General features: G+C 69.1%; 29 protein-coding genes and 1 tRNA gene. 15 read left to right on the top strand and 15 right to left on the bottom strand.

The annotated features are described in order from the left end of the window. Nucleotides 1-250 precede the first annotated feature (250 nt). Entirely contained in the window at nucleotides 251-397 is a 147-nt protein-coding gene (locus E3O22_RS15765) for a hypothetical protein (RefSeq protein WP_166784527.1), read from the bottom strand. Further along, complete coding sequence (locus E3O22_RS01660; RefSeq protein ID WP_166784526.1) at nucleotides 388-816, bottom strand: AarF/UbiB family protein; 429 nt, start codon at nucleotides 814-816, stop codon at nucleotides 388-390. Before E3O22_RS01660 ends, E3O22_RS15765 begins: the two co-directional genes overlap by 10 nt. Nucleotides 817-890: 74 nt before the next feature. Between E3O22_RS01660 and E3O22_RS01655 the strand changes: the two genes are divergently transcribed. Both E3O22_RS01655 and E3O22_RS01650 read left to right on the top strand, forming a co-directional pair. Further along, a complete protein-coding gene (locus E3O22_RS01655; RefSeq protein WP_241976470.1) occupies nucleotides 891-1,589 on the top strand; it encodes an NAD(P)H-hydrate epimerase in 699 nt (232 codons plus the stop codon). 42 nt (nucleotides 1,590-1,631) lie between these two features. Then, nucleotides 1,632-1,811, top strand: a complete 180-nt coding sequence (locus E3O22_RS01650; RefSeq protein ID WP_134394843.1) for a hypothetical protein — start codon at nucleotides 1,632-1,634, stop codon at nucleotides 1,809-1,811. Between the two features lie 108 nt (nucleotides 1,812-1,919). On the opposite strand, the gene E3O22_RS01645 is transcribed toward E3O22_RS01650, so the two are convergent. After that, the gene (locus tag E3O22_RS01645; RefSeq protein ID WP_134394844.1) at nucleotides 1,920-2,831 is read right to left on the bottom strand and encodes a LysR family transcriptional regulator; all 912 of its coding nucleotides are present in this window, start codon (nucleotides 2,829-2,831) and stop codon (nucleotides 1,920-1,922) included. Between the two features lie 72 nt (nucleotides 2,832-2,903). On the opposite strand from E3O22_RS01645, the gene E3O22_RS01640 reads away from it, so the two are divergent. After that, a complete protein-coding gene (locus E3O22_RS01640; RefSeq protein ID WP_134394845.1) occupies nucleotides 2,904-3,872 on the top strand; it encodes a DMT family transporter in 969 nt (322 codons plus the stop codon). A 208-nt stretch (nucleotides 3,873-4,080) separates the two neighbouring features. Here the strand turns inward: E3O22_RS01640 and E3O22_RS01635 are convergent, their stop codons facing one another. After that, complete coding sequence (locus E3O22_RS01635) at nucleotides 4,081-5,007, bottom strand: ornithine cyclodeaminase family protein (protein ID WP_134394846.1); 927 nt, start codon at nucleotides 5,005-5,007, stop codon at nucleotides 4,081-4,083. A 419-nt stretch (nucleotides 5,008-5,426) separates the two neighbouring features. On the opposite strand from E3O22_RS01635, the gene E3O22_RS01630 reads away from it, so the two are divergent. Further along, nucleotides 5,427-6,383, top strand: coding sequence for a carbohydrate kinase family protein (locus E3O22_RS01630; RefSeq protein WP_134394847.1), 957 nt, complete (start codon nucleotides 5,427-5,429; stop codon nucleotides 6,381-6,383). A gap of 15 nt (nucleotides 6,384-6,398) precedes the next feature. On the opposite strand, the gene arsM is transcribed toward E3O22_RS01630, so the two are convergent. From arsM to E3O22_RS01610, 4 genes are all read right to left on the bottom strand, one after another. After that, nucleotides 6,399-7,235 carry an arsenite methyltransferase gene (gene arsM / locus E3O22_RS01625; RefSeq protein ID WP_134394848.1) on the bottom strand — a complete coding sequence of 279 codons (837 nt, stop codon included), beginning with the start codon at nucleotides 7,233-7,235 and terminating at the stop codon, nucleotides 6,399-6,401. Between the two features lie 98 nt (nucleotides 7,236-7,333). Further along, nucleotides 7,334-8,086 carry an SGNH/GDSL hydrolase family protein gene (locus E3O22_RS01620; protein WP_134394849.1) on the bottom strand — a complete coding sequence of 251 codons (753 nt, stop codon included), beginning with the start codon at nucleotides 8,084-8,086 and terminating at the stop codon, nucleotides 7,334-7,336. Between the two features lie 49 nt (nucleotides 8,087-8,135). Beyond that, a complete protein-coding gene (locus tag E3O22_RS01615) occupies nucleotides 8,136-8,744 on the bottom strand; it encodes a HEAT repeat domain-containing protein (protein WP_104170378.1) in 609 nt (202 codons plus the stop codon). A 49-nt stretch (nucleotides 8,745-8,793) separates the two neighbouring features. Further along, nucleotides 8,794-9,258 (bottom strand): GNAT family N-acetyltransferase, encoded by a 465-nt coding sequence (locus tag E3O22_RS01610; protein ID WP_166784525.1) that lies wholly within the window; start codon nucleotides 9,256-9,258, stop codon nucleotides 8,794-8,796. A gap of 55 nt (nucleotides 9,259-9,313) precedes the next feature. Between E3O22_RS01610 and E3O22_RS01605 the strand changes: the two genes are divergently transcribed. Genes E3O22_RS01605 through E3O22_RS01595 form a run of 3 tightly spaced genes read left to right on the top strand, consistent with a single transcriptional unit; the run spans nucleotide 9,314 to nucleotide 11,383 of the window. Continuing rightward, on the top strand, nucleotides 9,314-9,760 hold the full coding sequence (locus E3O22_RS01605; RefSeq protein WP_134394851.1) for a MaoC family dehydratase N-terminal domain-containing protein: 447 nt from the start codon (nucleotides 9,314-9,316) through the stop codon (nucleotides 9,758-9,760). Then, complete coding sequence (locus E3O22_RS01600) at nucleotides 9,757-10,191, top strand: MaoC/PaaZ C-terminal domain-containing protein (RefSeq protein ID WP_134394852.1); 435 nt, start codon at nucleotides 9,757-9,759, stop codon at nucleotides 10,189-10,191. The genes E3O22_RS01605 and E3O22_RS01600 overlap by 4 nt, the downstream gene beginning before the upstream one ends. A gap of 13 nt (nucleotides 10,192-10,204) precedes the next feature. Continuing rightward, the gene (locus E3O22_RS01595) at nucleotides 10,205-11,383 is read left to right on the top strand and encodes a UDP-N-acetylmuramate dehydrogenase (protein WP_134394853.1); all 1,179 of its coding nucleotides are present in this window, start codon (nucleotides 10,205-10,207) and stop codon (nucleotides 11,381-11,383) included. Nucleotides 11,384-11,448: 65 nt separating this feature from the next. Here the strand turns inward: E3O22_RS01595 and E3O22_RS01590 are convergent, their stop codons facing one another. The 4 genes from E3O22_RS01590 to E3O22_RS01575 all read right to left on the bottom strand — a co-directional run bounded on the left by E3O22_RS01590 (nucleotide 11,449) and on the right by E3O22_RS01575 (nucleotide 15,451). Beyond that, nucleotides 11,449-12,021, bottom strand: a complete 573-nt coding sequence (locus E3O22_RS01590) for a hypothetical protein (RefSeq protein ID WP_134394854.1) — start codon at nucleotides 12,019-12,021, stop codon at nucleotides 11,449-11,451. Further along, nucleotides 12,021-13,352: a PspC domain-containing protein gene (locus tag E3O22_RS01585; RefSeq protein WP_134394855.1), complete on the bottom strand. Its 1,332-nt coding sequence runs from the start codon at nucleotides 13,350-13,352 to the stop codon at nucleotides 12,021-12,023. The genes E3O22_RS01590 and E3O22_RS01585 overlap by 1 nt, the downstream gene beginning before the upstream one ends. A gap of 404 nt (nucleotides 13,353-13,756) precedes the next feature. Beyond that, nucleotides 13,757-14,017, bottom strand: coding sequence for a hypothetical protein (locus E3O22_RS01580; protein WP_134394856.1), 261 nt, complete (start codon nucleotides 14,015-14,017; stop codon nucleotides 13,757-13,759). Nucleotides 14,018-14,248: 231 nt separating this feature from the next. Next, nucleotides 14,249-15,451 (bottom strand): pyridoxal phosphate-dependent aminotransferase, encoded by a 1,203-nt coding sequence (locus tag E3O22_RS01575; RefSeq protein ID WP_166784524.1) that lies wholly within the window; start codon nucleotides 15,449-15,451, stop codon nucleotides 14,249-14,251. A gap of 171 nt (nucleotides 15,452-15,622) precedes the next feature. Here E3O22_RS01575 and E3O22_RS01570 point away from each other — a divergent pair. The 5 genes from E3O22_RS01570 to rplA all read left to right on the top strand — a co-directional run bounded on the left by E3O22_RS01570 (nucleotide 15,623) and on the right by rplA (nucleotide 18,442). Further along, nucleotides 15,623-15,695 (top strand) — tRNA-Trp (locus tag E3O22_RS01570). A 42-nt stretch (nucleotides 15,696-15,737) separates the two neighbouring features. Next, nucleotides 15,738-16,013: a preprotein translocase subunit SecE gene (gene secE, locus E3O22_RS01565; RefSeq protein WP_104170385.1), complete on the top strand. Its 276-nt coding sequence runs from the start codon at nucleotides 15,738-15,740 to the stop codon at nucleotides 16,011-16,013. 134 nt (nucleotides 16,014-16,147) lie between these two features. Beyond that, nucleotides 16,148-17,125 (top strand): transcription termination/antitermination protein NusG, encoded by a 978-nt coding sequence (gene nusG / locus E3O22_RS01560; RefSeq protein WP_134394858.1) that lies wholly within the window; start codon nucleotides 16,148-16,150, stop codon nucleotides 17,123-17,125. 103 nt (nucleotides 17,126-17,228) lie between these two features. Then, the gene (gene rplK / locus E3O22_RS01555; protein ID WP_134394859.1) at nucleotides 17,229-17,660 is read left to right on the top strand and encodes a 50S ribosomal protein L11; all 432 of its coding nucleotides are present in this window, start codon (nucleotides 17,229-17,231) and stop codon (nucleotides 17,658-17,660) included. A gap of 92 nt (nucleotides 17,661-17,752) precedes the next feature. Then, nucleotides 17,753-18,442 carry a 50S ribosomal protein L1 gene (gene rplA / locus E3O22_RS01550; protein WP_104100759.1) on the top strand — a complete coding sequence of 230 codons (690 nt, stop codon included), beginning with the start codon at nucleotides 17,753-17,755 and terminating at the stop codon, nucleotides 18,440-18,442. A gap of 77 nt (nucleotides 18,443-18,519) precedes the next feature. On the opposite strand, the gene E3O22_RS01545 is transcribed toward rplA, so the two are convergent. Further along, the gene (locus E3O22_RS01545) at nucleotides 18,520-20,079 is read right to left on the bottom strand and encodes an APC family permease (RefSeq protein ID WP_134394860.1); all 1,560 of its coding nucleotides are present in this window, start codon (nucleotides 20,077-20,079) and stop codon (nucleotides 18,520-18,522) included. 209 nt (nucleotides 20,080-20,288) lie between these two features. Between E3O22_RS01545 and E3O22_RS01540 the strand changes: the two genes are divergently transcribed. From E3O22_RS01540 to E3O22_RS01530, 3 genes are all read left to right on the top strand, one after another. Beyond that, nucleotides 20,289-21,500 (top strand): CaiB/BaiF CoA-transferase family protein, encoded by a 1,212-nt coding sequence (locus E3O22_RS01540; RefSeq protein ID WP_174722032.1) that lies wholly within the window; start codon nucleotides 20,289-20,291, stop codon nucleotides 21,498-21,500. A 38-nt stretch (nucleotides 21,501-21,538) separates the two neighbouring features. Continuing rightward, on the top strand, nucleotides 21,539-22,693 hold the full coding sequence (locus E3O22_RS01535; protein WP_134394928.1) for an acyl-CoA dehydrogenase family protein: 1,155 nt from the start codon (nucleotides 21,539-21,541) through the stop codon (nucleotides 22,691-22,693). A gap of 70 nt (nucleotides 22,694-22,763) precedes the next feature. Further along, nucleotides 22,764-23,423, top strand: coding sequence for a GntR family transcriptional regulator (locus tag E3O22_RS01530; RefSeq protein ID WP_134394861.1), 660 nt, complete (start codon nucleotides 22,764-22,766; stop codon nucleotides 23,421-23,423). A 10-nt stretch (nucleotides 23,424-23,433) separates the two neighbouring features. Here the strand turns inward: E3O22_RS01530 and E3O22_RS01525 are convergent, their stop codons facing one another. Together E3O22_RS01525 and E3O22_RS01520 are read right to left on the bottom strand one after the other, a co-directional pair. Continuing rightward, nucleotides 23,434-24,336 (bottom strand): ATP-binding cassette domain-containing protein, encoded by a 903-nt coding sequence (locus tag E3O22_RS01525; protein WP_134394862.1) that lies wholly within the window; start codon nucleotides 24,334-24,336, stop codon nucleotides 23,434-23,436. A 311-nt stretch (nucleotides 24,337-24,647) separates the two neighbouring features. Continuing rightward, on the bottom strand, nucleotides 24,648-26,078 hold the full coding sequence (locus E3O22_RS01520; protein ID WP_134394863.1) for an FAD-binding oxidoreductase: 1,431 nt from the start codon (nucleotides 26,076-26,078) through the stop codon (nucleotides 24,648-24,650). Nucleotides 26,079-26,115: the final 37 nt, after the last annotated feature.

Genomic DNA, 26,115 nt, shown 5'->3' with positions numbered 1-26,115 from the left:
GGTGGCGCTAACGCGCACATAGCCAACCACCTGCCCTTTGTGTCCAATCATCTCTAAGATCCTCCGTCGCTTCTGTCCAATAGTATCGGACACCCACTCTGATTGACGCACAGGCTGCTACGCGTTCCAGATAGCCTCGGGCCGCTTGTCACCTCCGCTGTGCCCTGGTCATCGAGAGGCAGAACAGCTCGTGTGCAGGGGTCTCCTTTACCGGCTGTGAGCAGCGGGTCAGAATGCCGGCGCTGGCGATTCAATCGTCCAGACCGAATGCCTCGGAGACCTCGTCGATGGTGCTGAGCACGGTGCGCATGGCGGCGCCGAGCTCGGCCCGAGGCGCGTCGGACGTCTCGTTCAGGTCGCTGAACGTGTCGCCGACCAGGTACTCCATCACCAGCACGCGATCGCTGGACAGAGACTCGAACAGCTCGGGGAAACGCAGGTCGCCGGCCCGCGGGCCGCGCAGCTGGAGGCGCGCATGGCCGAGAGGTTCAGCGCCTCCAGCCGGAAGTCCAGTTGGCGCACGAGGTCGGCCGCATAATCCTCGGCGACGGCCTTGATGCCCAGAGTTCTGGCCTGCGGAGACGTCAGGCTCATCAGGTTCGTCACCCGCAGGGCGATGGCGACGTCGTGCCGCAGTTCCGGCACGATCCCGGACCGCTGCACTTTGACGGCCGCCACCGTGCCGTTCATCGGGGTCGCCCGGTGCACCTGGCCGATGGAGGCCGCGGCGATGGGATCGGGATCGAAGCCGGCGAAAACGCCGGCGAGGCCCGCAGGATGGGAGACGGGTGCGAACCGGGTGGCACGGGGGGGCACGGTCAGATCTCGGCAGGGCTCGGCGGGCGCCCCCGGTGCCGTAATTCGCACCGCCGCGGGCGTACTCTGGCGACGTGAAAACCTACACCGCCGCCCAGATGCGCGAGGCCGAGACTCCTTTCCTGGCCGAGGGCGTGCCGCTGATGGAGCGGGCATCGGCCGCGCTCGCCGCGGAAACGGCGGCCCTGCTCGAGGAGCTGCTCCCGGAAGGTCGGGGTGCGCCGGACGCGCGGGTGCTGGTGCTGGCCGGTGCGGGGAACAACGGCGGCGACGCCCTGCACGCGGCCGCGCTGCTGGCCGCGCAGGGTGCCCTGGTGACGATCGTGCCCACGTCGGCACAGCTCCACGACGGCGGCCTCAGCGCCGCCCTGGCGGCCGGGGCGGCGCTGCTGCCCCTGAATGAAACGGATGCCGCTCTCGCCCGGGCGGCGCGGGCATCCGCCGTTATCCTCGACGGCATCCTCGGCACCGGCACGAGCACCAGCCCGGCGCTTCGCGGGCGGGCTCGTGAGGTGGTGGCGGCCATCCTTCCCACGCTGCACGACCACGGTGCGCCCCTCGTGGTGGCGGTGGACCTGCCCAGCGGGATCGGCGTCGACGACGGCGCCGTGCCGGACCCCACCGTGCTGCCCGCGCATCTGACGGTGACGTTCGGAGGCTGCAAACCAGGCCTGCTGCGGGAACCCGCGGCGAGCCTGGCCGGACGGATCGTCGTGGCCGACATCGGCATCGGCCACGAGCTCACCCGGATCGCGGCCCGGGATCGACGGTAGTCATTTCCTCCCGCCCAAAGGCACTGAGGAGGGGCCGACGCCGTGATCACAGTTGCGCCCGCAGTGTTCGTCGCCGCCTTCGGTATGCTCCAGACGCCTGCCGGGCTGTGGGCGTTCCTGCTGGTCCCCATCTGGTCGGTGGGGGAGATCCCTGCGATGGTCAGGCAGCTGCAGTTCACGCGCGCTGTGCAGCGAGTCAGGGAGCAGCTCGTCGACTGGTGAGGCGGCGCATCCGTCGCCCGTCCCCGCTCTCGCGGGGTGGGGTGTCCGCTGGAAGACCTCGGCGACCTTAACCATGCCGGTGAGTCGGACATCCGCCCAACGCAGCGGTCATTCCGTGCGGCAGTCGGCCACCGCTCGCAGCTCGCCCAGCACCCGGCGCACCGACGCCCGCAGCAGCGTCTCGGGGCGGCTGAGCACGTCGATCTGGCGGCCGACCCGCAGGTCGTCGATCGGCAGCAGCACGAGGCCGGACCCTGGCGCCGGGGCCATCGTGTACCGCGGCAGCAGTGCGATCGCGGCCCCCGAAGCGACCACGGAGGCCGCCACGAAGAACTCATTGATGCGGTGCTCGATGCGTAGAGGGTGCCCGGCGCTCGCTGCGACGACATTCACCGCCTCCGCGAGCGGGAAGCCCGGGTGCCCGGCGATCCAGGGCTCGTCGGCGATGTCGGCGACGGACACCGACGACCGACCGGCCAGCGGATGCCCGACATGAAGCGCCACATCCAGCGGTTCGTAGAGCAGCGAGGTGACCGTGACCCGGTCCGGCCAAAGGGGATCGTGCGGTAGCCGGTGGGCGATGACGAGGTCGTAGTCGGCGACCAGTGCCGGGAAATCCTGCCGTGCGACATCCTCGTCGCCGCAGCGGAGGGGCGGCCCGGTGGGTCCGACCGGACTGGCCAGTCGCGAGATCAGAGGCCCGAACCAGGCCAGCCCGGCGCTGTGGAACGCCGACAGGCTCACCGGCGCGGCCGGCTCCTCGTGGAAATGTGCCACCGACTGCTCGGCGGCGGCCATCGCCGTGGACACGCTGGCGGCGGCGGTGGCGAGGGCCGTGCCGGCGGGTGTCAGCACAAGCCTGCGCCCGCGTCGTTCGGTCAGCGCCACGCCCGTGCTGCGCTGCAGCGCGGACAGCTGCTGCGACACCGCCGACGACGAGACGAACAGCGCGCGGGCCACCGCGGCGACGCTGCCGCGCTCGCCGAGTTCCCGCAGGATAAAGAGCTGATGCAGATTCATAAGCAAACACTAAAGTCTTAGTTCAGAATTGGCCATCTGGACTTAACGGATGCCGCCCGGCAGCATTGGCCCATGACCTTCCTCCCGCGGCTCGGACGTTACCGCATCGACGCCGTCCTGCTGCTCGTCGCGCTGGTCTGGGGCGGAAGCTACCTCTCCGCCAAGGTGCTCACCGAGCAGGCGAGCGTGGGCGCCGTGCTCGCGTTGCGCTTTCTGGTGGCTGCGCTGGCGCTGCTGCTGATCTGGGCGTTGAGCCGGCCGCGGCGGCCGACCCGCGCCGAGCTGGCCGGAGGCGCGCTGCTCGGGCTCACCCAAGCGGCGATTCTCTGGTTGGAGACGGCCGGCGTGGCCGTGACCTCGGCCACAAACGCGGGCCTGATCATCAGCCTGACGATCATCCTCACCCCGATCCTCGAGTCGGTCGCGGCGCGCAACTGGCTTCCGCGTTCGTTCTTCGTGGCCGCGGTGCTCGCGGTCGTCGGGGTGGCGCTGCTCGTTTCCGGCAACGGTTTTCGCGCCCCGAATCCTGGCGACCTACTCATGCTCGCCGCGGCGCTCGTGCGCGCCCTGCACGTCACCATGGTCGGCCGGGTGACCCGCGCCGCCGGCGCCGGCCGCCGGCCCGGCACGCTCACGATCACGCTGGTGCAGGCCGCCGTGGGTGCCCTGGTGTTCACCGCAGCGGATGCCCCGGGCACGCTTCGGGCGATCGGCGCCTTCGGTCCGGCCGCCTGGCTGGGGGTGCTCTACCTCGGTCTGGCCTGCAGTGTGTTCGCGTTCCTGGCCCAGACCTGGGCGATCCGGCACACCTCGGCCGCGCGGGCCAGCCTGCTGATGGGCACCGAACCGGTCTGGGCGGTGGTTGTGGGGGTGAGCCTCGGCAGTGAGAACCTCGGCCTGGTTGCGGTGCTCGGGGCAGGCCTGATCATCGCGGGCACCTCGTGGGGACAGCGGGTGGAGCGGGGGCACCGACTTCGGGCGGCGGCCGACGTGCTCGCGGTGCCGGCGCCGTCACATCCGTCGACCGCGGCCGTCGGCTAAAGCAGGGTTTGGCTGCAGCTCGGCGTGCGCGCGGTCTCGCTCTCGCTCTCGCCTGCACTAAATCCAGCCCGAACGAATTCGACGGAGACTTTACCTGAAACGGTCTCAATCCCTCTGAGAAAAAACGCCCTGATGGGAAAATCTCCGTCGAATTGGTTCGACGCTACCCACGGCGCTCCGTGATGAACGGCGTACACGCGCGGTGGGATTACTTACGGAAGACGGCCTGGGCGACCACCAGGTCCTGCCAGGACATGCCGGAGCTCGTGAAGACGCGGGGGCGCGACTGGTCGACGGCGACCGTGCCGGTCAGGATGTCCCGCATCGGCACCAGGGAATCGGCCTGGATCACGCCCTCCCGGAGCGGGATCAGCACGTCGCCGCCCTCCCGCACCGCGACCTGGCTGTCTTCGACGACGACCTGCGCGCGTCCGATCAGCGCGCTGGAAAGCTCGCGGGCGTCGGGCTCGTGCGACCCGACCGCCACCGTGCAGGAGTTCCGCGGCACCAGGGACCCGTCGAACAGCGGGGTGCGGGCGGTGGTGGCGCAGACGATGAGCTGAGCGTCGGCCACGGCGCCGGCGGTGCCGGTCTGTGCGGGCAGCCCGCCCGCCCGCACCTGCTCGGCCAGTGCCTCGGCGCGGCCCGGGTGTCGGCCGACCACGGTGACCCGGCCGACCCGGCGGATGGCGCGCATCGCCTCGACATGCCCGCGCGCCTGGGGTCCCGAGCCGAACACCACGAGGTGCTCCACCTCGGCGGGCGCGAGCAGGTCGGCGACGGCCGCCGACACCGCCGGGGTGCGCAGGGTCGTCAGTGCGATGCCGTCGAGCAGGGCGACCGGGCTGAGCGTGGCCGCATCCATCAGCAGGTAGACGCCCTGGATGCGTGTCCGGCCGAGCTGCGCGTTGCCCGGCGCGACGGTGGCGATCTTGACGCCCACGAACTCGGCGGACTGCGACGGCATGAGCAGCAGCTGGCCCCGGTCGAGGGGCAGGATGCTGCGGCTGAAATCAAGCGCCGGGTCGAGCCCAGCCCGCACAGCGGACTGCAGGGCACGTGCCGCGGAGCCGACGCCGACGCGGGCGAAGATCTCGCTGGCGGAGATCCACGGGGTGGGTGCATCGGAAGCCATGCTCCGACTGTACGTGTCGGAGTGTGGGGGCAGGTCACCCCGATGATGTCCTGCCCCCGACTAGGGGTGCTTCGCTCCGGTCTCATACGGACCCTGCAATCAGGGACTAAGGACCGGTGTTCGGGGAACAACCCTGCCTATATGCGAGCGTACGACGATGCCGCGCCCGGCGGAAGGGTCTGAACGAACGCGGCCGCATTTGGTTTCGCAAGGTGACGCGGGCCGGCTCGGGTGACGCGGGCCGGCTCCGGGTATCGCCCCGAACGAATTCGACGGCGATTTTGCGAGGATCGCCCCTGAACGCGCCCAAAAAGCCGTTCTGCACGAGAATCTCCGTCGCATCGGTTCACTATTGATGAGGACTCACGCACCTAGGCTTGGTGTGACGGGGTTGTTGGCAGGGGCAAGGGAGAGACCGAATGACGGAGCAGAACCTGACTGACCAAAGCCTGACTGACCAAAGCCTGACTGAGCAGAGCCTGACTGGCCAGAACCGGGTGGTCGTGGTCGGCGACGCACTCATCGACGAGATGCTGAGCCCCGGGTCCCGCCTGGAGTTCCCCGGCGGCGCCGCCCTCAACGTAGCCGTCGGCCTGGCCGTGCTCGGTGTGCCGACCACCCTGATCGCCATGGTCGGCGACGACGCCGACGGCGCCCGGCTGCGCGAGTTCCTCGCCGCGCACGACGTGACTTTGGTCGCCACACCCGGGCCGTTTGGCAGCTCCCGCGCTACCTCCGACCGCACCGACGGCGAGCCCACCTACGCCTTCAACGAGGCCGCGCAGAAGCGCCGCATCGAGTTCGGCCCGGCCGAGCGCGCGGCCCTGGACGACGCCCGCCTCGTGGTCGTGAGCTGCTTCCCTTTCGACGACACGGCCCAGACGGATGCCTTCATCGCCGCGGTCGCGGAGCCGGAACGCCGCCTCGTGATCGACCCGAACCCGCGTTCGGGCATGCTCGCCGACGGCGACCTGTTCGTGGCGAACTTCGAACGAATCGCCGCCCGGAGCCTCCTCACGAAGGTGGGGGACGAGGACGCCGAGCTGCTCTACCGCAGCACCCTCGAGGAGTTGCAGGAGCGGCTGCTGACTGCCGGCACGCAGACGGTGCTGGCCACGGCCGGGCGCGCGGGGGCATCCGTTGCCTGCGGCGCCGATCTGCGGGTCAGCGAGCCGATCGCCGTGCTTCCCGGCGCCGTCGTCGACACCATGGGCGCGGGCGACGCCACCCTCGCCGGGGCCGTGCAGACTATGCTGACGAGGGGCGTGCCCACGGATGCCGCGGGCTGGCAGGCCCTGCTGGCCGACGCCATGCTGATCGCGGCCGCCACCTGCCGCCGGGAGGGTGCCCTGCTGCGCGTACCCACCGCGGGTTAGGCGGCGCTGGCCGGTCTAGGCGGCGCTGGCCGGCTTGACCGCCCGCACGATGGCGCCGTGCATCCCGTCGGTCACCTCGTGGGTCAGAGTGACGCTCACCTGCTCGAAGCCCGCGGCGGCGAGCAGGGACTCGTACTCCGTGATCGAGAGCGCGCCGGCGATGCAGCCCACGTGGGAGCCGCGCTCGGCCCGCTGGGCGGGCGCGAGGTGGTTCTCGGCCACGACGTCGGACACTCCGACGCGGCCGCCGGGCCGCAGCACGCGAAACATCTCCCCGATCACGGCGGGTTTGTCCGTCGACAGGTTGATCACGCAGTTGGAGATGACGACGTCGACGCTGCCGGAGCCCAGTGGGATCTCCTCGATCGTGCCTTTCAGGAACTGGACGTTCTGCGCCTGGGCTGCGACCGCATTGTGCCGGGCCAGGTCGAGCATCTCGTCGGTCATGTCGAGGCCGTAGGCGAAGCCGGTGGGACCGACCCGGCGGGCGGAGAGGAGCACGTCGATGCCGCCGCCCGAGCCGAGGTCGAGCACGGTTTCGCCGGCCTGAAGGTCGGCGACGGCCGTGGGGTTTCCGCAGCCGAGGCTGGCGAGCAGGGCAGCGCCCGGGAGGTCCTGGGTCGACGCGTCGTCATAGAGCGCGGAGCCGAAGACCAGGCTCTCGTCGATGGCGGTCGGCGCGCAGCAGCCGGTGGCGGTATCCGTTGCCGAGGCGGTAGCGTCGCCGCCGCAACACGTGACGTCGGGCGCGGCGGAGAGCAGAGACCGACGCCCCTCGTTCGTGACCGAGAGGGCCGCACTCGCGTAGCGGGCCCGCACCTCGTCGCGCACCGGGTTGCTGTTCTCGCTCATGGCGTTCTCCCTCGACTGAGTCCTGAATACATTGATGGTTATCGATGTAATCTACCGCTGAAGATCGATCATCGTCAATCCAAGCTGGCCCACTTCACTCAGGCGGCGTCGACCGGCTCCAGGGTGGGTCGCTTGGGCGGGCGGCCGTCTCCGGAGGAGCGTCCGGTGAGTCGGCGTCCGATCCACGGCAGCACGAACTCGCGGTAGTACGCGGCCGTGCTCTGCACCTGCTCGTCGGCCGCGGCGGGCGCATCCAGCCACTCCACCGGAACCGGCACCCCCAGCTCGGCCAGCACGTTTGTGGCCACCCGGGTGTGCCCGAGCGCGTTGAGGTGCAGCTTGTCGACCGACCAGAACCGCTTGTGCTCCAGCTCGGAGTCGGCCCAATTGTCGACGAGCGTGACGCCCGGCCGGTCGAAGGCGGCGCGCGCGGCATCCGCCAGCTGATCGCCGCGCCGGCGCATCAGGTTGCCGAGCGGCAGGTGGTGCGAGGGATTGCCGCCACTGAGCACCAGCACGTGCACGCCCTGCGCCTCGGCCCGGTCGACGACCTTCCGCATCAGGTTGACCACATAGGGGATCTCGACCCGCGGCCGCATCACGTCGTTGCCGCCGCCGCAGATACTGAGCAGGTCGGGGCCGAGCGCGAGCGCGGGCTCGAGCTGCTCCGCCACGATCGGGCCGAGCAGCCGACCGCGCACGGCGAAGTTGGCGTAGGAGACGGGGTGAGCGGAGGCCGCGGCGAGCCCGAGCGCGACCAGGTCGGCCCAGCCGCGCACCTGGCCGCCCGGCAGGTCATCGCCGACGCCTTCGGTGAAACTGTCGCCCATGGCCACAAAGCGATGGAACATCCGGACCCCCCGTCTCGGTACTGTGTGTGTGTCCCGGTCCCGGGCTCGGCTACTCGCTCGGGTGGGTGTGCCGGGTTCCGTGGGTCTGCTCGGTGCCCTGGCCCTGCTCGACCGTAAGGTTCCACCGTGCGTTGAGCACGTCGCGGGCCTGCTGGGCCGCGCGGCGCACCTCTTTGTCGGGGTCGCGCAGACGCTGCACGATGGTGGCGAGGTGGTCGGCGGTGCCCTGGGCGGCCAGCGCGTGCAGGGCCGCGGCGCGCACGCGCGGAACCTCGTCGGTGGTCAGGCGCACCAGCTTGGGTGCCACCTCGAGGCCGCGCAGCAGGACGACCTTGGCGCACATCTCGCGCACTCGCCAAGCCTGGTTGTTCATGCCGACGACGATGTACGGTGCCGCCGTTTCGCCCCAGACGTAGAGCAGCGCACGGGCACCCCACAGCTCGGGCCAGTAGAGGGCGGGGGCGCCTTCGAGGATGCCCAGGGCGTGGCGTCCGCCGGCGTAGAGCAGGAAGTCCTTGCCGGCGTTCTTGGCGCGAAGTAGCGCGACGGAATTGTCGATGACGGCCTGTTCGCCATAGTGCGCGACGGCCGCATGGATGCGTTCGGCCGTGGGCAGGTCGATGGGAAGGTCGGGGTGTGGCTCTAATTTGTTAGGCATGACGTGTCTACGCTAGCAAGCGGGCGTGGCGCAGACCAATGCCGGACTGTCAGGCGGGGCGTTCCGGGGAGGCAAACGTGCGCTCGAACCCGGTCGCGTTCTCGTAGATCCCGTAGTTGCCGATCTCCCGGTAGCCGAGGCGCCGGTACAACGCGAGCGCCTCCGGCTGCGCGTGGCCCGTCTCCAGGCGCAGGTGCCGGTAGCCGAGTTGCTGCGCCACCTCCTCGAGGGCGGCGAGCAGGGCCACGGCGTGGCCCTGCCGGCGGTAGGCCGGGTTTGTCCACATCCGTTTCACCTCGCCGGTCGTGTCACTCAGGCGACGGATGCCGCCACCCGCCACCGTCACGCCCTCATCGAGCAGCACGAGGAAGGTGCCGCTCGGCGGGGCGAAGGCATCCGCCGGCACGTCGTGCACCGAGTCGCCGTCGCCGTACCGCTCGTCATACTCCCGCGCCAGGTCGGCCAGGAGCGGGGCCACCTCAGGGTCACCCAGACGCACGTGCTTGATCTTCACACCAGCCAGTCTGCCCGATGGCGCCGTCCCCGGCCGAGGCCGGTACACTCGGCCTGTGTCTGTCAACCCCGAACTGCAGGGCCGGGTCTTCCCGCCCGTCGCCCCCTATCTCGTCGGCCGGGAGAAGGTGCGTGAGTTCTCCCGCGTGGTCTTTGCCACCAGCCCGATCAACCTCGACCCGGAGGCCGCGCGCGCCGCGGGCTACGCCGACGTCGTCGCCCCGCCCACGTTCGCCGTGGTCGTTCAGGAGGCCACCCTGGCGCAGCTTCTGGCCGTCCCGGATGCCGGCATCGACTTCACCCGCGTCGTGCACGGAGACCAGCGGTTCATGTTCAGCCGCCCGATCGTGGCCGGTGACGAGCTCACCGCCACGCTCCACGTGGCCGGCGTGAAGAGCCTCGGCGGCCACTCCATGGTGACGGCCGTGTCGACCATCGTCGACGCCGCCGGCGCGCACGTCGTGACCGCGACCTCCACCCTTGTCGTCAGGGGAGACGAATGACCATTATCGCTGCGCCCCGCCTCGCCGACCTGACCGTCGGAGACGTCGTCGCCGAAGGCACGTTCCCGCTCGCGCGCGACTCCCTCGTGCGCTACGCCGGGGCATCCGGTGACTTCAACCCCATCCATTACCGCGACGACGTGGCCGTGTCCGTGGGACTGCCCGGCGTGCTCGCGCACGGCATGCTCACCATGGGCTTCGCCGTTCAGCCGGTCGTCGCCTGGGTCGGCGACCCCGGCCGCATCGTGGACTATCAGGTGCGGTTCACCCGCCCCGTGCTCGTGCCGGCCGACGGCGCGGCGGTCGTGACCGTGGTCGCCAAGGTCGGCGCCATCGACACGGATGCCGGCGTCGCCCGCATCGACCTCATTGTGTCGTCGGGCGAGGTGACTGTGCTGGGCAAGGCGCAGGCACGCGTGCGCCTGGTCTGAGTGGTCGTTCCCGATGACGAGCCCCGCTGCCTCCGCACCAACCTTTGCCGACCTGACCACCATGGGCGTCGGCGGCCCTGCCGCCCGGATGGTGTCGCCCGCCACCGAGCAGGACCTTGTCGACCAGACCCTGATCGTGTGGGCCTCGGGCGATGAGTGGCTGCTGCTCGGCGGCGGATCGAACACGATCGTGGCCGACGAGGGCTTCGACGGTACGGTGATCCGGGTGCTGACCCGCGGGGTGGAGCTTGTCTCGGCTTCCTCTCCCGCGTCCCCCTCGCCGTCTGATGACCCGGACCGGCTGGTGCTGCGCGTGCAGGCCGGCGAGCCCTGGGACGAGCTGGTGGCCTACACCGTGGCGCAGGGCTGGTCCGGTATCGAGGCACTCTCCGGCATCCCCGGTTCGACCGGGGCCTCCCCGGTGCAGAACATCGGCGCCTACGGCCAGGAACTGGGCAACAGCCTGGCGGCCATCGACTTCCTCGACTACGACAGTGGTGAACGGCGACGGATGGAGGCTGGCGAGCTCGAACTGGGCTACCGCACCTCGGCTCTGAAACAGGGGCTCCGCGGTCTGGTGATCGCGGTCGAACTGAACCTGCACGACACGCAGAGCGAGGCATCCGTTCTCGGCGGCGCGCTGAGCCGGCCGGTGTCCTACCCGCAGCTCGCGACCGCACTCGGCGTGCAGCTGGGTGACCGGGTGCCGCTCGCGCAGCTGCGGGGCGCCGTCCTGGCCCTGCGCGCCGGGAAGGGCATGGTGCTCGACCCGAATGACGCCGACACCCGCAGCGCCGGCTCCTTCTTCACCAATCCGATCGTGTCGCTGGCGTTTTCGCGCACCTTGCCGGACGCCGTGCCCCGCTGGCCGATCGGCGAGCAGGAACTCCCCGACCGGGTGATCCCGCTCGACGAGTATGCCGGCGTCGGGCCGATCCCCGGGGAACGGTCCGTGCCGCTCGTGAAGCTGAGCGCCGCCTGGCTGATCGAGCACTCCGGGATCTCGCGCGGCTTCCGGCTGCCGGGCTCCCGCGCCGCGATCTCCAGCAAGCACACCCTGGCGCTGACCAACACTGGCGGGGCCACCGCCGACGAGATCGCGCAGCTCGCCCGGCTGGTGGAGGCTCGCGTGCAGTCCGAGTTCGGCGTGATCCTGCAGCCCGAGCCCGTGCTCGTCGGGCTCGACGCCTAGCGAGGCCCGCGCCGCTCCCGCGGGCCTGAAACCGTCAAACCGGGGTGTGAGCGCGGGCGGGGGCGTCAGCCGGCTCGGCGGAGCGCGGCGATGATGCCGACCACAATGAGCAGGAGCCCGATCACGATCACGCCGCCGAGCAGCCAGAGCGTGGGATCGGCGGGAGCAGGCACCAGCACCCCGAGCAGCACGTAGCCGGCCAGGGCGAGCAGGATCACTCCCCAGACGATCGTGCCGAACAGGGGGCGGCGGAGGGGCCGCACGGATGCCTCAGGGTACGCCGGTTCCGCGGCTTCGGCGGTCGGGGCCGCGGCGCGGGCCATCGGCACCGGCGCGACCGGAAACGGCGGGTCCGAGGCGAGAAACGCCGGTGCCGTCGCTGGCGGCTCGACGGAGGGCTCCATCGCGTAGTCGGGGATGGGGCTCGGATAGGCGACCGTGTGAGCCGGGGCTGCGCGGGTGGTCTCAACCTCCACCTCGTGACCGTTCTCTGCATGGCCCTCGGGTTCGGCGGGCGCGGGGTCAGGGGATGCCGTCACGGACGTGACGGCATCCGTGGGCTGATCGTCGAGCGGCCGGGCGAACGGCGGGTCCGGCGGCTGGTTCGGCGGCTGGTTCGGGTCGGGGGTCGTGGTCATCAGGGTTCCAGACGCGAGGGGCCGACGACGGTGACCTGGCCGAGCACCGTCCAGACGCGGATGCGGGCCACGGTGCCGGTGCCGTCGTCGTTGAAGGTACGCGAGTCAGAGTAGAAGGCGCCGCCCTGCTGCACGGCGACCGAGCCGCCGACGTAGTCGATCCCGCCGGCCAGCGCATTCGTCTCCACCAGCACGGCCCGGTCGCGGGGCAGGATCAGCTCGGTGACGCCCACGCCCATCCAGATGTCGATCGGGCGGTCCTCCGCGCTCGCGGCGTTGAGGTCGGTGAGGTTGATGGTGGCTCGGCCGGAGAGCACGGCATAGCCCGGGGGAACAGCGTCGGCATCGGCGCTGACCGTCCAGACCGGGACGCCGACCGGGAAGAACGCGGTGCCGCTCGGGAATAGGCCCAGCAGCACCAGGGCCACCGCCGCGAGGAAGGCGAACCCACCCAGGGCGCCGCTCTGCTTTCCGCGAATGCCCGACACGATGATGCCAACGGCCAGCACCCCCAGCGTGACGGCCAGGCCCAGCACCAGCGCGGCATCCGACCAGTTGCCGCCCGACCACACGCCGGCGGCGACCGCGCCGCAGAGCAATGCCGACCCGAGCACGATCGCGCTGAAGCCGGCCCCGGGGCGAAGATCGCGCCAGAAGCCGCGTCCGGGTGGTGGCGCGATAGGGCCGCCGACGGTGACGGCGCCGCCGGCTGCCCCGGCTGTCCCGGAGCTGCCCGCTGCTTCGGCGGGCTGCACGGCCCCGAAAGCGACACCGGCCCCGATGTCTTCCGCGGCGGTGCTGTGCGGGGACCCGCCGGCCGGCGACGTGGTGCGTCGGGCCAGGAAGAACACCAGCCAGATGAGCCCGATCGTCACCCCGACGCTCCAGCCCACCGCGAGTGTGGTCGCCAGCCAGTCGGGCAGCACGGCCGTCGGGCTCTGCCGCCACAGGCCGCGCGTGTAGGAGGCGAAGCTGATGCCCACCAGCGCGATGATCCCGATCATGACGGGCTCGAAGACGCCGCGAACGGCCTGCTCGGCATGGATGCGACCGGTCGGGTCGGGCAGGAGAGCCCAGCCGACCGCGTACGCGAACAGAACAGGACCGCCGAGGACGCCCAGCGCGATGGTCACAACTCGCACCAGCGTGGGGTTCAGCCCAGCTCGCAGTGCGACTCCGCCGCAGACGCCGGCCAGCCAGCGGTCGCTCCCGCGCACGACCCCCGTGGAACGGATTGCGGCGAAGAAGTCGTTGCTCCCGTCGGAGGGGGTCGGGGGAGTGCCGGGCCCCGCGGCCGACGGCGTCGTCTGGCTCTCGGGTACGTCGGTCATGCTGCCAGTGTGCTCGCGGTGACCCGAGCCGACAATGCCGGGTGTCGTTCGGTGAGTGAGTCCTGATGGCTGCGGGCGATGGGGGTTCGCGGCTCGGGGTTCCGAGGCGGTTGTTCTGGAGGCCGACGCAGGCGCGCAGCGGACCGCGACGCGGGATGGACGTGCGCTGCAAACGCCATGTCGGTGGAGTCTGGGTCCTGCCGCGACTCGTCCCGAACGAATTCGACGGAGATTTCACTCTGAACAGCGCGTTTGGGCTCAAAAACGGGTGTTTGGCCCAAAATCTCCGTCGAATTGGTTCGACGCCGGGCCCGGTGCTCATCCTGTGATGGACAGTGTCCACGCGGTGCGGTCAGCTCTGACCCTCCGCGAGCGACACAACAAGCCGTTCAGGAATCACGCTCCTAGGTGTCCTTGCGGATCCAGCGAAACGTGAACCGGCTGAGCACGAGCCCCACCACCAGCCAGATGAGCAGGCTCAGCGCGATCAGCGGAAAGTCCCGAGAACCGCTCTGCTCGAGGTTCGCGAAGCTGTCGGGCAGGAACACTCCGCGCACGCCCTGCGCCATCCACTTCAGTGGGAATACGCTGGCCGCGTTCTGCAGCCAGTCGGGCAGCAGGTAGAACTGCAGGTAGACGCCGGAGATGAAGTGCAGGATCAGCACGATGGGGATGACCAGCGGCAGCGGAATGCCGACGATCAGGGCGGCGGTGTGATGACTGAGGAAGGCGCCGGGCGGTATCCGTCGCAGGATGGCGGTGCGGCGCTCGAGCGCGGACAGGGTGCCGGAGATTGTCCACAGCCCCGGCCGAACCTACAGGAGGGGGGGGCAGGAGGGCTCCGGACCCCCCCTCCAAAGCTGTCGGTTCACCGGCGAGCCGTTAGGCGCGCTGGGCTAGGCGAAGAGCCGCTGGAGGCGCTGCACGCCCTCGAGCAGGGCCGCGTCGCCGAGCGCGTAGGAGAAGCGCAGGTAGCCGCTGGGGCCGAACGCCTCGCCGGGCACGACGGCCACCTCGGCTTGGTCCAGGATGAGGTCGGCCAGCTCCAGTGAGGTGGTCGGGGTGACGCCGCCCCAGGTGCGTCCGAGCAGGCCGGTGATGTCGGGGTAGACGTAGAACGCCCCCTGCGGCGTCGGCGTGACGATGCCGGGGATCATGTTCAGCTCGGCGACGATGACCTGTCGGCGGCGGTTGAAGGCATCCCGCATGGCGATCGCGGCATCTTGAGGGCCGTTGAGTGCGGCGATCCCGGCGCGCTGGGAGATGTTCGACACGTTCGACGACAGGTGCGACTGCAGGTTGGCGGCGGCCTTCATCGCGTCCTGCGGGCCGACCATCCAGCCGAGCCGCCAGCCGGTCATCGCGTAGGTCTTGGCGACGCCGTTGACCAGGATGGTGCGGTCGGCCAGCGCGGGGACGGCCTCGACGATCGAGGTCGCCCGCACGCCGTCATACGTGAGGTTCTGGTAGATCTCGTCGCTGACGATCCAGAGGCCGTGTTCCTCGGCCCACTCGCCGATGGCCTTCGTCTGCTCGGGGGAGTAGACGGCTCCGGTGGGGTTGGACGGCGACACGAACAGCAGCACCTTGGTGCGCGGCGTGCGCGCCGCCTCGAGCTGCTCGACGGTGACGAGGTAGCTCTGATCACTGCCGGCGAAGACGTCGACCTGCACGCCGCCGGCCAGCCGGATCGACTCCGGGTAGGTGGTCCAGTACGGGGTGGGCACAAGCACCTCGTCGCCCGGGTCGAGCAGCGTGGCGAAGGCCTGGTAGACGGCCTGCTTGCCGCCGTTGGTGACGACCACCTGGCTGGGCGAGATCGCCAGGCCGCTGTCACGGAGCGTTTTGGCCGCAATGGCCTCACGCAGGTCGGGCAGCCCGGCCGCCGGAGTGTACCGGTGGTTCTTCGGGTCGCGGACCGCCAGTAGGGCGGCTTCGACGATGTGCTCCGGGGTGGGGAAATCAGGCTCGCCCGCGGCGAAACTGATGACCGGCCGGCCGGCGGCCTGCAGGGCCTTCGCCTTGCCGTCCACCTTGAGGGTCGCGGACTCCGCAATGGAGCCGATTCGGGTAGAGATGCGCTTGGATTCGTGGGCCACGCTTCGAGCATACGGGGCCGCCTCGTTCTGCTGGGGCTGTCTCGGCTTTACAGTGGCCCCCGGGTGACCTAGACTCGTCGAGGTAATTGAATTCTGCCATGCTTTTTTGCGCCCGCTTGTCGGTTCATTCCGAGGTCCGAGTGTAACGAGGTAGTCTTGATTTCGTTCCATAGGGTGGTGGCTCAATTGGTAGAGCAGCGGTCTCCAAAACCGCAGGTTGCAGGTTCGAGTCCTGTCCGCCCTGCAAGTCGGTGGCATTCCGTCGGCACAGGAAAGGTGTAATCTGGTGGCCCGAAAAGTTGTCGACGAACCCAGTGAGGAAATCGTCGCAAACGCGAAACTCGCGCTCGATTCCAAGCGCGGTCCTTTCGCTCGGATGTCCCTATTCATCAAGCAGGTCATGGCGGAGCTCCGCAAGGTCGTCACTCCAACCCGCAAGGAACTCCTCAGCTACACGGGTGTCGTGCTGGTATTCGTCGTCATCATGATGGCCATCGTTTCCGCCTTCGACTGGGTGTTCGCGCTCGCCGTCACCTACGTGTTCGGAACGCCGGGCGGGTAGTCAGCTTCCGGTGCCGCATCCGCTTCCAGCGGTCGCAGCCACGCATCAGAGAAGAAGAGTCACCGCAGAATTCAGGGCAAACGCTGTTTGGGTCACGGTTTCGTGCCCATGCAATAGAAAAGGATTGAAATTTAGTGACTGACACGAATCACGACGATGTCGACTGGGCCACCGCCGCCGAGCAGTCCCCCACCGAGGACGAGGCGCAGGAGGGCAACACCCTCGCCGCTGAAGAAGACTCCGTAGAGGCCGCCGAGCAGGTCGCCGTGCACGTGTTCGACCCGAGCATGGGCGTCGAAGTCAATCTCGACGCCGCGCTCGACGCGCTGGCCGAGTCCGCTGACCCCGACGCCGACGCTCTCGTCGATGAGGCCCTCGACATCGACTCCGCCGTCGAGGCCGAGGCCGCCGTCGAGGCCGTGGAAGACGAAGTTGCAGTCGACGTTGAAGAGGCAACGGATGTCGATGCCGAGGCCGCCGCGGATGAGACCCCCGAAGACCCCTACGAAGAATTCCGCAAGGAACTGCGCTTCCAGCCCGGCAAGTGGTTCGTCATTCATTCCTACGCCGGCTTCGAACGCCGCGTGAAGTCGAACATCGAGAACCGCAAGCAGTCGATGGCCATGGAAGATTTCATCTACCAGGTCGAGGTTCCGATGGAAGACGTCGTCGAGATCAAGAACGGCCAGCGCAAGATGGTCACCCGCGTGCGCATCCCCGGCTACGTGCTCGTCCGCATGGACCTCAACGAAGACAGCTGGTCCGTGGTGCGTCACACGCCCGGCGTCACCGGGTTCGTCGGCAACGCGCACAACCCCACGCCGCTTCGCTTCGAGGAAGCCTTCGGCATGCTGAAGAGCCTCGTCGAGATCCAGGACGTCCCCACCGCCAAGACCGGCGGACACGGCGGCAAGGTCCCGACCCGCGCCCTCCCGGCCGAGATCGACTACGAGATCGGCGAGACGATCACGATCAAGGAAGGCTCGTTCGCGGGCCTGCCCGGATCGATCAGCGAGATCAAGGCGGAAAGCGGCAAGCTCATCGTGCTGGTTTCCCTCTTCGAGCGCGAAACCCCGGTCGAGCTCAGCTTCGACCAGGTCACCAAGCTCTAAAGGGTCTGAACACCCTCCCCACGGATTCAAGTTCACCGGGGCCCGTCCGGGCCACCGGGAGAGCGGCCCCTGGCTGCTCGTCATTACAAAGTAAGGAAGAACAATGGCACCGAAGAAGAAGGTAACCGGTCTGATCAAGCTTCAGATCAAGGCCGGCGCCGCCAACCCCGCACCGCCCATCGGGCCGGCGCTGGGTCAGCACGGCGTCAACATCATGGAATTCTGCAAGGCGTACAACGCTCAGACGGAATCCCAGCGCGGCAACGTCATCCCGGTGGAAATCACCGTCTACGACGACCGTTCATTCACTTTCATCCTGAAGACCCCGCCGGCGGCGGAGCTCATCAAGAAGGCGGCCGGCGTCGCCAAGGGCAGTGGTACCCCGCACACCGTCAAGGTTGCGAAGCTCACCCGGGCCCAGGTCCGCGAGATAGCCGAGGCCAAGATGGTTGACCTCAACGCGAACGACATCGACGCAGCGTCGAAGATCATCGCCGGCACCGCCCGCTCCATGGGCATCACGGTCGAGGCCTAACCACCTCCCCAGGCATCCCGCCACCAGCAGTACGTGGAAGAGCCAGCCAGGCTCGCACCACACTCTCAATTTCGTTTTACAGGAGATTCAACATGGCACAGAAGTCAAAGGCCTACCGGGCCGCGGCCGAGAAGATCGACGCAGACAAGCTCTACACCCCGACCGAGGCCGTCACCCTGGCCCGGGAGACCGGCTCCGCGAACTTCAACTCGACCGTCGAGGTCGCCCTCAAGCTCGGCGTCGACCCTCGCAAGGCTGACCAGATGGTTCGCGGTACCGTCATCCTTCCTCACGGCACCGGTCGCACCGCCCGCGTCATCGTCTTCGCAACGGGCCCCGCGGCCGAAGCGGCAATCGCTGCCGGTGCCGACGAGGTCGGTGGCGACGAGCTCATCGAGAAGGTGGCCGCCGGCTACACCTCGTTCGACTCCGCCGTCTCGACTCCGGAGCTCATGGGCAAGGTCGGGCGTCTCGGTAAGGTTCTCGGCCCGCGCGGCCTCATGCCGAACCCGAAGACCGGAACCGTGACGCCTGACGTCGCGCGCGCCGTGTCCGACATCAAGGGCGGAAAGATCGCGTTCCGCGTCGACAAGCACGCCAACGTGCAGTTCGTCGTCGGCAAGGTGTCCTTCACCGCCGAGCAGCTGAATGAGAACATCAGCGCCGCTCTCGAGGAGATCGTTCGCCTCAAGCCCAGCTCCTCCAAGGGCCGCTACATCATGAAGGGTGCCGTTTCGACCACGTTCGGCCCCGGCATCGCGCTCGATGTGAACAGCATCTAGTCAGTTCCACCGCAGCCCGGCTGCACCAGGAAGGGCCCGTCGAAAGACTGGGCCCTTCCCTCGTTAATGCCGGATGCTCACTCGCTGGCCATCGTGGGGCGTGCGTCTGTGCGTGCGGCGTCGTCCCGATCGGTGTTCTGCGGGTGCGCGCGAAGCATCGCGGCGACCGCGATCGCGTCGCCCTCCGGCTGGTGCGAGGTGGTGTGCGGTTTCGCGATGAAGAGGTAGAGCAGGCCGCTGCCCATCACAACAGCCAAACCGATCAGCACGATCCAGTCGTCGAGGAACACCCCGGTCGTGCCCGGGCGCGCCAGCAGGATCATGGCGGAGATCCCGTAGGCAAGGGCAATGATGTTCACGATGAACCCGAGTGGTCCCAGGCTGAACGGCCCGGCCGGACGCCACCCCTTGAAGCGCTGGCGGAGCGCGGCCAGAACCACGGCCTGGAATGCGACATAGATGCCGAGCACCGCGAAGGCCGTGATCTGGGTCAGGATCGTGCTGCCGCCCAGGTAGATCAGAACGCAGAGCAACAGCGGGATCGTGGACGCGACGATCAGTGCGTTGACCGGCACTGCCGTGCGCGGGGACACCTGGCCCAGCCAGGTCTTGCCGGGGACCATCCCGTCTCGTGCGAAAGAGAAGATCAGTCGGCTGGCCGCGGCCTGCAGGCTGAGCACGCAGGACAGGAAGGCCGTGATCGCCACGATGAGGAACAGAATGGCACCGACCGTGCCGAGGGTCGCGTCCAGGATCGCGGGGATCGGGTCGATGTCGGTCCCGTCGACCACGGCCTGCAGGTCCGGCGCGGCCAGGACGTATCCGCCGAACGAGAACAGGGCGGAGACGCCGCCGACCAGGATGGTGAGGATCATGGCCCGGGGGATACCTCTGGCCGGGTCGGGCACCTCCTCGGCCACGTCGCCGCAGGCTTCGAAGCCGTAGAACAGGAACAGTCCGGCGAGCGCGGCCCCGAGGAACGCGGTGGCGTAACTGCCGTCACCCTCGGCTCCCAGGGTGTCGAAGAAGACGCTGAACTCCTGCTTGCGCTGGAAAAGGAGTAGGTAGAGGCCGAGACCGATCACGCCGATCAATTCCGCAGCGAGTCCGATCCGGGCCGCGCGGGCCAGCATCTTCGTGCCGGAGAAGTTGAACGCGAAGGCCACGACGAGAAAGAGCACCGAGAGCCCGAGCGTGACCTCTTTGGTGACGGGCGCGTTGATCAGGCTGGCGAGGAACCCGCTGCCGAATTCCGCGACGGCGGTGATCGTGACGAGCATCGCCCAGACGTAGACCCAGGCGGTCATCCAGGCGTACCTCTTGCCCCAGAGACGACGTGTCCACGGGTAGATACCGCCCGCGATCGGGTACTGGGACACCACCTCGCCGAAAACCAGTGCCACCAGGAGCTGGCCGGTGCCCACGATCACCAGCCAGAAGATCGAGGGTGGCCCGCCCGTGCTCAGGGCCAGGGCGAACAGCGAGTAGACGCCGACGAGCGGCGAGAGGTAGGTGAAGCCGAGGGCGAAATTGCCCCAGAGCGACATCGAACGATGGAAGGTGTCTTCGTAGCCGAGGGCCTTGAGGTGCTCGGCGTCGCCGAGCCCTTTCTTCTGGGATGACGCGTGTGATGACATGGGAACCTTTCCGATCGAGCCGGAGAGCGAGAATGTGCTCACCATAGTGCTGTCCGCGAGCGAACGCGCGGAACCGATGGATCCAACTTTCACCGAGAGTTCCCGTTCGCAGTTCCTGCCTCCGGGTCACGACCCGCCCGGTAGGATCGGATTCAGAGCGGCCACTGGCGGAGTCCCGTGGTCCGAGTCGACGGGGACAGAGGTGGGTCGTGCCGCAGGACGCAACCGGGCAGCCGTTGGCGGGCCTACGGGTCGCGGATTTCTCCCGGGTACTGGCCGGCCCCTACGCCACCATGATGCTGGCCGACTTCGGCGCTGACGTGATCAAGATCGAGAGCCCGGCCGGCGACGACACCCGGCAGTGGCTGCCGCCGGTCGACGCGCAGGGGGACTCCACCTACTTCGGGTCGGTGAACCGCAACAAGCGCAGCGTCGTCTGCGACCTCGGCACCGATGCGGGACTGGCCGTGGCCCGGCGACTCGCCGAGACCGCCGACGTCGTGGTGGAGAACTTCCGGCCCGGCGTGATGGACCGGTTTGCTCTGGGCTTCGAGCAGCTGCGGGCCGTCAATCCGAGCCTGGTCTACTGCTCGATCACGGGCTTCGGTGCCGGGGCCGGCGCCCGCCTGCCCGGCTACGACCTGCTCGTACAGGCTGTCGGCGGGCTGATGAGCGTCACCGGTCGCCCGGACGAAGAGCCGAGCAAGGTGGGGGTGGCCCTCGTTGACGTGCTGTCCGGACTCAATGCGGTCAGCGGCATCCTGCTCGCCCTGCGTGCGCGTGACGCGACCGACGCGAGCGGGACCGCCGGCCACCGGGTGGAGGTGGACCTGCTGACCACCCTCCTCTCCGCCCTGACCAACCAGGCCTCGGGCACCCTCGCGACCGGGCAGTCACCGACCCGGATGGGCAATGCGCACCCGAGCATCGCGCCCTACGAGCTGTTCGACGCCGCCGACCGGCCGCTGGTGATCGCGGTGGGCAACGACCGCCAGTTCCGCACCCTGGTGCGACTGCTCGGGGCTCCCGCCCTGGCCGACGACGACCGGTTCCGCGGTAACGCCGACCGGGTGCGGCACCGCACGGTGCTGAAAAAGATGCTTGAGGACCGGCTTCGGCCCGAGCCAGCGGCGCACTGGGTGGGCGTTCTGACGGATGCCGGCGTGCCGGCCGGCCAGATCAACACCCTCGACGAGGCGTTCGCCTTCGCCGCCGCGCTGGGGCTCGACCCGGTGGTGGAACTGGGTGCGCCCGGCCGCACCAGCCGCCAGGTTGCCAACCCCATCCACCTCGCCGGTCGCCCGGCCGCCTACCGCCTGTGCCCGCCGCGGCTGGGCGAGCACGAGGGCGCCGACTGGCTCGCCCCCGTACCAGGCCCAGATCTCGCTCGTGTTCCGCCGACCCCCGAAGGACTCTCGTGACCGCCGCAGCCCGCCCCACCCCGCTTGTGCCCAGCCCGCTGGTCGACACCGTTTTCGACTTCGATGCCCTGCTCGAGCCGGAGGAGATCGTCTGGGCGCGCGCGGCGCGCGCTTTCGCGACCAATCGCATCCTTCCGACCATCGAGGACGACTTCGAGGAGAAGCACTTCCGGGCCGAGCTGATCCCTGAACTCGGGGCGGCCGGGTTCCTCGGCATGCACCTCACCGGGTACGGCTGCGCCGGCGCGGGGGCAGTGAGCTACGGGCTGGTCTGCCTCGAGCTGGAGGCCGCTGACAGCGGCTGGCGCACCTTCGTCTCGGTGCAGGGCTCGCTGGCGATGTCGGCCATCCACAAGTATGGGTCTGAGGAGCAGAAGCAGAGCTGGCTGCCGGGCATGGCCGCCGGCCAGCTCGTGGGCTGCTTCGCGTTGACCGAACCGACCGGTGGCAGCGACCCGGCCGCGATGACGACCACCGCCACCCGGGGCGCCGACGGCTGGGTGATCGAGGGTGCCAAACGCTGGATCGGCCTGGCCAGCATCGCCGACGTCGCGATCGTCTGGGCCCAAACGGATGCCGGTGTGCGCGGCTTCCTGGTTCCGACCGACAGTATCGGTTTCACCGCCACCCCCATCGGCAAGAAGCTCTCGATGCGGGCGTCGATCCAGTGCGATGTGCACCTGGACGCCGTGCAGGTGCCATTCGATGCGATCCTGCCCGGCGCTGCCGGGCTGTCCGGGCCGTTCGGCTGCCTCAACGAGGCGCGCTTCGGCATCGTCTGGGGGGCCATGGGCGCCGCCCGCAGCTGCCTCGACGCCGCCATCCTGCGCGCGAAGACCCGTGAGGTGTTCGGCAAACCGATCGGGGCCACCCAGTTGATCCAGGCCAAGCTCGCCGACATGCTCGTGGAATACGAGAAGGGGGTGCTGCTGGCCCTGCACCTCGGTCGGCTCAAGGAGCGCGGCACGCTGACCCCCACCCAGATCAGCATCGGCAAGCTTAACAGCGTACGCGAGGCGATCCAGATCGCCCGCGAGGCCCGCGTCATCCTCGGCGGCGACGGCATCACCAGCGAATTCCCGGTGATGCGCCACCTGGCGAATCTGGAATCGGTGCGCACCTATGAGGGCACCGACGAAATCCACCAGCTCGTGCTTGGGAGGGCCCTGACCGGCCTGAACGCGTTCTCCTGAGGCCGCGATGTGACATAGTGGCAAGCGGATTGGCCGTCAGGCCAATCGACGGGGGAGGGGCACAGTGGGGGTGACGGGGGGACAGACCGTGTTCGCGAACCTGCGTGCGCGCATCCTCTCGGGGGAATTGCCCGCCAGGGCCACGCTGCGGGAGACGGCGCTGGCCCAGGAACTCGGCGTCAGCCGCACCCCCGTGCGCGAGGCGCTGCGCCGCCTCGACGAGGCCGGCCTGGTGGAGTTCGTGCCGAACCGGGGTGCCACGGTCGTGGAATGGACCACCGAGCAGATCCGCGAGACGTATTTTCTTCGCGCGGCCCTCGAGAGCAGGGCGGCGGGCCTCGCGGCGGCGCGGATCGAGCCGGCCGACCTCGACCGGCTGGCCCTCCTGATTGACGCCATGGAAAAGTTCGTGTGCCGGGCCGACGCCGAGGGCATCGACCGGCTGGGCGTGCTCAACGCCGAATTCCACCGCATCATCGTGGCCGCGTCGGGCGTCACCCAGCTGATGGTCCTGACCGCGTCCGTCGGCCGCGCCCCGATGATGGCCTCGCTCTTCCGCCGCGACGCCGCCGCCTTCCGGGCCGGCAGCAACCACCAGCACCGCGACATCCTCACGGCGCTGCGGTCGGCAGACGCACTCTGGGCCGAAGTCGCCATGCGCTCGCACATCCTCGCAGCGCGCAACGCCGTGTCGCCGGGTCGGTCCGGATCGGGGACGGAACCGGCCTAACCGGAACCAGTCAGCCGCGCGCGGAGGGGGCCGCCTCGAGCAGGCTGTGGGTGTGCGGATGCCGCGGTGAAGCGAGGATCTCGGCCGCCGAAGCCTGCTCGACGACCCGTCCCGCTTCCACGACCGCTATTCGGTCGCAGGTGGCGGCCACCAGGCCGAGGTTCCGGGAGACCACGATGATCGACAGTCCGAATTCCTGGAGGAACCCGCGGCAGACCTCCAGTGCGGAGGGCTCGCCCGCAGCCTCGACGGCGCGGGTCGGCTCGTCCAGGATCAGGATGTCCGGGTGCTGTGAGAGCGCTGACGCGATCGTCACCTGGAGCAGCGCGGTCGGTTCGAGCTGGGTCGGAACCGCCAGCGACGTCGCCCGCGGATCCGGCAGCCCGACCATCTCGAGGAGTTCCAGCGCATGCCGGGCGGCATCCGTTCGGGACAGACCCCCTGTCCGGCGCAGGGTTCGGGCAAGCTGGCGGCCGATGACCTGGTCCGGGGCCAGGCCCGTCGGCCCGGCAGGGGAAATGAGAGAGATTTTCGTGTCGCGCAGCCGGTTGAGGGTGCGCCGCGATGCCCCGACAAGCTCGATGCCGTCGATCAGGATGGAGCCGGCCGCGATTACCGCCGGCTCGGGCAGCCGGGCCGCGATGGCCAGGGCGATCTCGCGTGCCCCGGAACCGGTGACACCGACCAGGCCGATGACCTCACCCCGCGCCACCGAGAGGGAGATGCCCGTGGCCAGGACCGGGGCATCCGTCTGGGTGCTCTCGGTAATCTGCAGACCGCGCAGGTCGAGCAGGGCCGTGGCGCGGAATCCGTCGGAGGGAACGGGCTCATCGTCGGCCGACGTCGGGGCCGACGGGGCGGGGGAGCAATGAGGTGCGCCGGGGGGTTGCCAGGAGGGGAGGGAAGACTTCACGACTCATCCCTCCGTTCCGAACTCGATCCATTGGGTTTTACTGTATGCAATCTCCTCGAATCCCCGTGCTTAGAATTCCATATTTCTCTGAGTTGAACCCTGAACTGGGGCACTGTTGCATACAACTCTGGTGTCTTGTGGGAAAAAGATTCCGGTAACACCGGGCCGCTGAGCGGTGGGACGTGCCGGACGGGCTGGACGTGCCGGACGGGCTGGACGTGCCGGACGGGGCGCGCCCCGAGCTGGGGTGCGGTCAGTTCGGCTGACCAGTTCGTGCGCCGCGCACCGAGTGCGACGCGCGCTGTCGAGCCCTACGAGTCGAAGCCGAGGCCCAGCGCGTCGAGCGTCTTCAGGATGATGTTGCGGCGGCCTCGGTTGTGGTCGGCGCGGTCGAGTGACCAGCGCGTGGTCTGGATGCCCATCGAAGCGAGGGGCTCCGGTGGGAACGGGAGTGGCCGCCCGCGCACCATCTCCAGCTGGGTGCGCTCGGTCCTGCGCTCCGCCAGTTGGTCGAGCATGACCTTCGCCGCGAAGTGCGTCGCGGCCACGCCCAGGCCGGTAAACCCGGCGGCGTAGCTGATCCGTCCGCCGCGGGCCGTGCCATAGAACGCGCAGAACTGGGTCGACGTGTCGATGGCGCCGGCCCACTGGTGGCTGAAGCGCAGCCCGGCCAGCTGCGGAAATGTGGTGAAGAAGTGGCCGGCCAGTCGTTGGAAGCTTTCCGGGCGGTTCTCGTAGCCGCTCCGCACCCGGGCTCCGTAGTGGTAGATCGCGTCGTAGCCGCCGAAGAGAATGCGGTTGTCGGCGCTCAACCGGTAGTAGTGGAACTGGTTGGCCAGATCGCTCAGCCCCTGCCGGTTCTGCCAGCCGATGGCGGTGAGCTGAACGGGCGACAGCGGCTCGGTCATCAACACGTAATCGTAGACCGGCACCGTGGACAGGCGGTTGCGGGCCAGCAGCGAGGGGAAAACGTTGGTCGCCAGTGCGGTCTTCGTCGCACGCACCACAGCCGACTCGGTGCGGAGCCGGGTGCCCTGCGCCGGCGTGAGTCCCTGCGTGTCCAGGTTCGTCACCGGGGTGTGTTCGAAGATCTCGACCCCGAGTTCGGTGGCGACCCGGGCGAGCTCGGTGGCCAGCTTGCCCGGGTGCACGAGCGCGTTGCTTCGCTTGTGCCAGATGCCGGCCAGGTATGTGGGCGAGCCGACCTCGGCGCGCAGGGCCGCGGCATTCAGGAATACGCTGTCAGATCCGGTCGGTTCCCCACGCAGCCAGTCGACCTGGTGCTCCTCGACGGCCAGGTCGATGGCGCCGGTGCGCTCGAAGTCGCAGTTCAGCCCGAGCTCGGTGACGGCCCGCTCGATCTCGTCGAGGTTCTTGAGGCCGAGTTCAGTGAGCCGGTCGATCTCCGTCGGCCAGCGGCGTCGGCCGTTCTCCTCGCCGTGGGTCAGGCTGGCCTCGCAGAAACCGCCGTTGCGGCCCGACGCAGCCCAGCCGATCGTGCGCGCCTCGAGCAGCACCACGCGAGCGCCCGGGTTTTCCTGCTGAGCCAGCACGGCGGTCCAGAGTCCGAGGTAGCCGCCGCCGACGATGGCGAGATCACAGTCGAGGTCGGCCAGGAGGGTCGGGTAGCCGGTCTGCGGAGACACGTCGTCCAGCCAGAACGGCGCGGAGCGGGTGTCGGCGAGGGCGCCTGCGATGACGGATGCGGCGGGCCTGGCCCGCTCGAAAATGGTCGTTCCCACGGATCGTCCTTTGTTCGGCGCGGCTCTGCTACTCGTT

Source organism: Cryobacterium sp. TMT2-18-2, from assembly GCF_004402245.1.
Lineage (GTDB): Bacteria > Actinomycetota > Actinomycetes > Actinomycetales > Microbacteriaceae > Cryobacterium > Cryobacterium sandaracinum.
The sequence above is the reverse complement of the archived record's forward strand: the minus strand, read 5'-3'. Positions and strand labels throughout refer to the sequence as shown.

Coding starts and splice junctions, on each gene's coding strand:
- E3O22_RS01645 (WP_134394844.1), bottom strand. CDS start 2,831: ATGAATCTGCATCAGCTCTTTATCCTGCGGGAACTCGGCGAGCGCGGC.
- E3O22_RS01640 (WP_134394845.1), top strand. CDS start 2,904: ATGACCTTCCTCCCGCGGCTCGGACGTTACCGCATCGACGCCGTCCTG.
- E3O22_RS01635 (WP_134394846.1), bottom strand. CDS start 5,007: ATGGCTTCCGATGCACCCACCCCGTGGATCTCCGCCAGCGAGATCTTC.
- E3O22_RS01630 (WP_134394847.1), top strand. CDS start 5,427: ATGACGGAGCAGAACCTGACTGACCAAAGCCTGACTGACCAAAGCCTG.
- arsM (WP_134394848.1), bottom strand. CDS start 7,235: ATGAGCGAGAACAGCAACCCGGTGCGCGACGAGGTGCGGGCCCGCTAC.
- E3O22_RS01620 (WP_134394849.1), bottom strand. CDS start 8,086: ATGTTCCATCGCTTTGTGGCCATGGGCGACAGTTTCACCGAAGGCGTC.
- E3O22_RS01615 (WP_104170378.1), bottom strand. CDS start 8,744: ATGCCTAACAAATTAGAGCCACACCCCGACCTTCCCATCGACCTGCCC.
- E3O22_RS01600 (WP_134394852.1), top strand. CDS start 9,757: ATGACCATTATCGCTGCGCCCCGCCTCGCCGACCTGACCGTCGGAGAC.
- E3O22_RS01595 (WP_134394853.1), top strand. CDS start 10,205: ATGACGAGCCCCGCTGCCTCCGCACCAACCTTTGCCGACCTGACCACC.
- E3O22_RS01590 (WP_134394854.1), bottom strand. CDS start 12,021: ATGACCACGACCCCCGACCCGAACCAGCCGCCGAACCAGCCGCCGGAC.
- E3O22_RS01585 (WP_134394855.1), bottom strand. CDS start 13,352: ATGACCGACGTACCCGAGAGCCAGACGACGCCGTCGGCCGCGGGGCCC.
- rplK (WP_134394859.1), top strand. CDS start 17,229: ATGGCACCGAAGAAGAAGGTAACCGGTCTGATCAAGCTTCAGATCAAG.
- rplA (WP_104100759.1), top strand. CDS start 17,753: ATGGCACAGAAGTCAAAGGCCTACCGGGCCGCGGCCGAGAAGATCGAC.
- E3O22_RS01545 (WP_134394860.1), bottom strand. CDS start 20,079: ATGTCATCACACGCGTCATCCCAGAAGAAAGGGCTCGGCGACGCCGAG.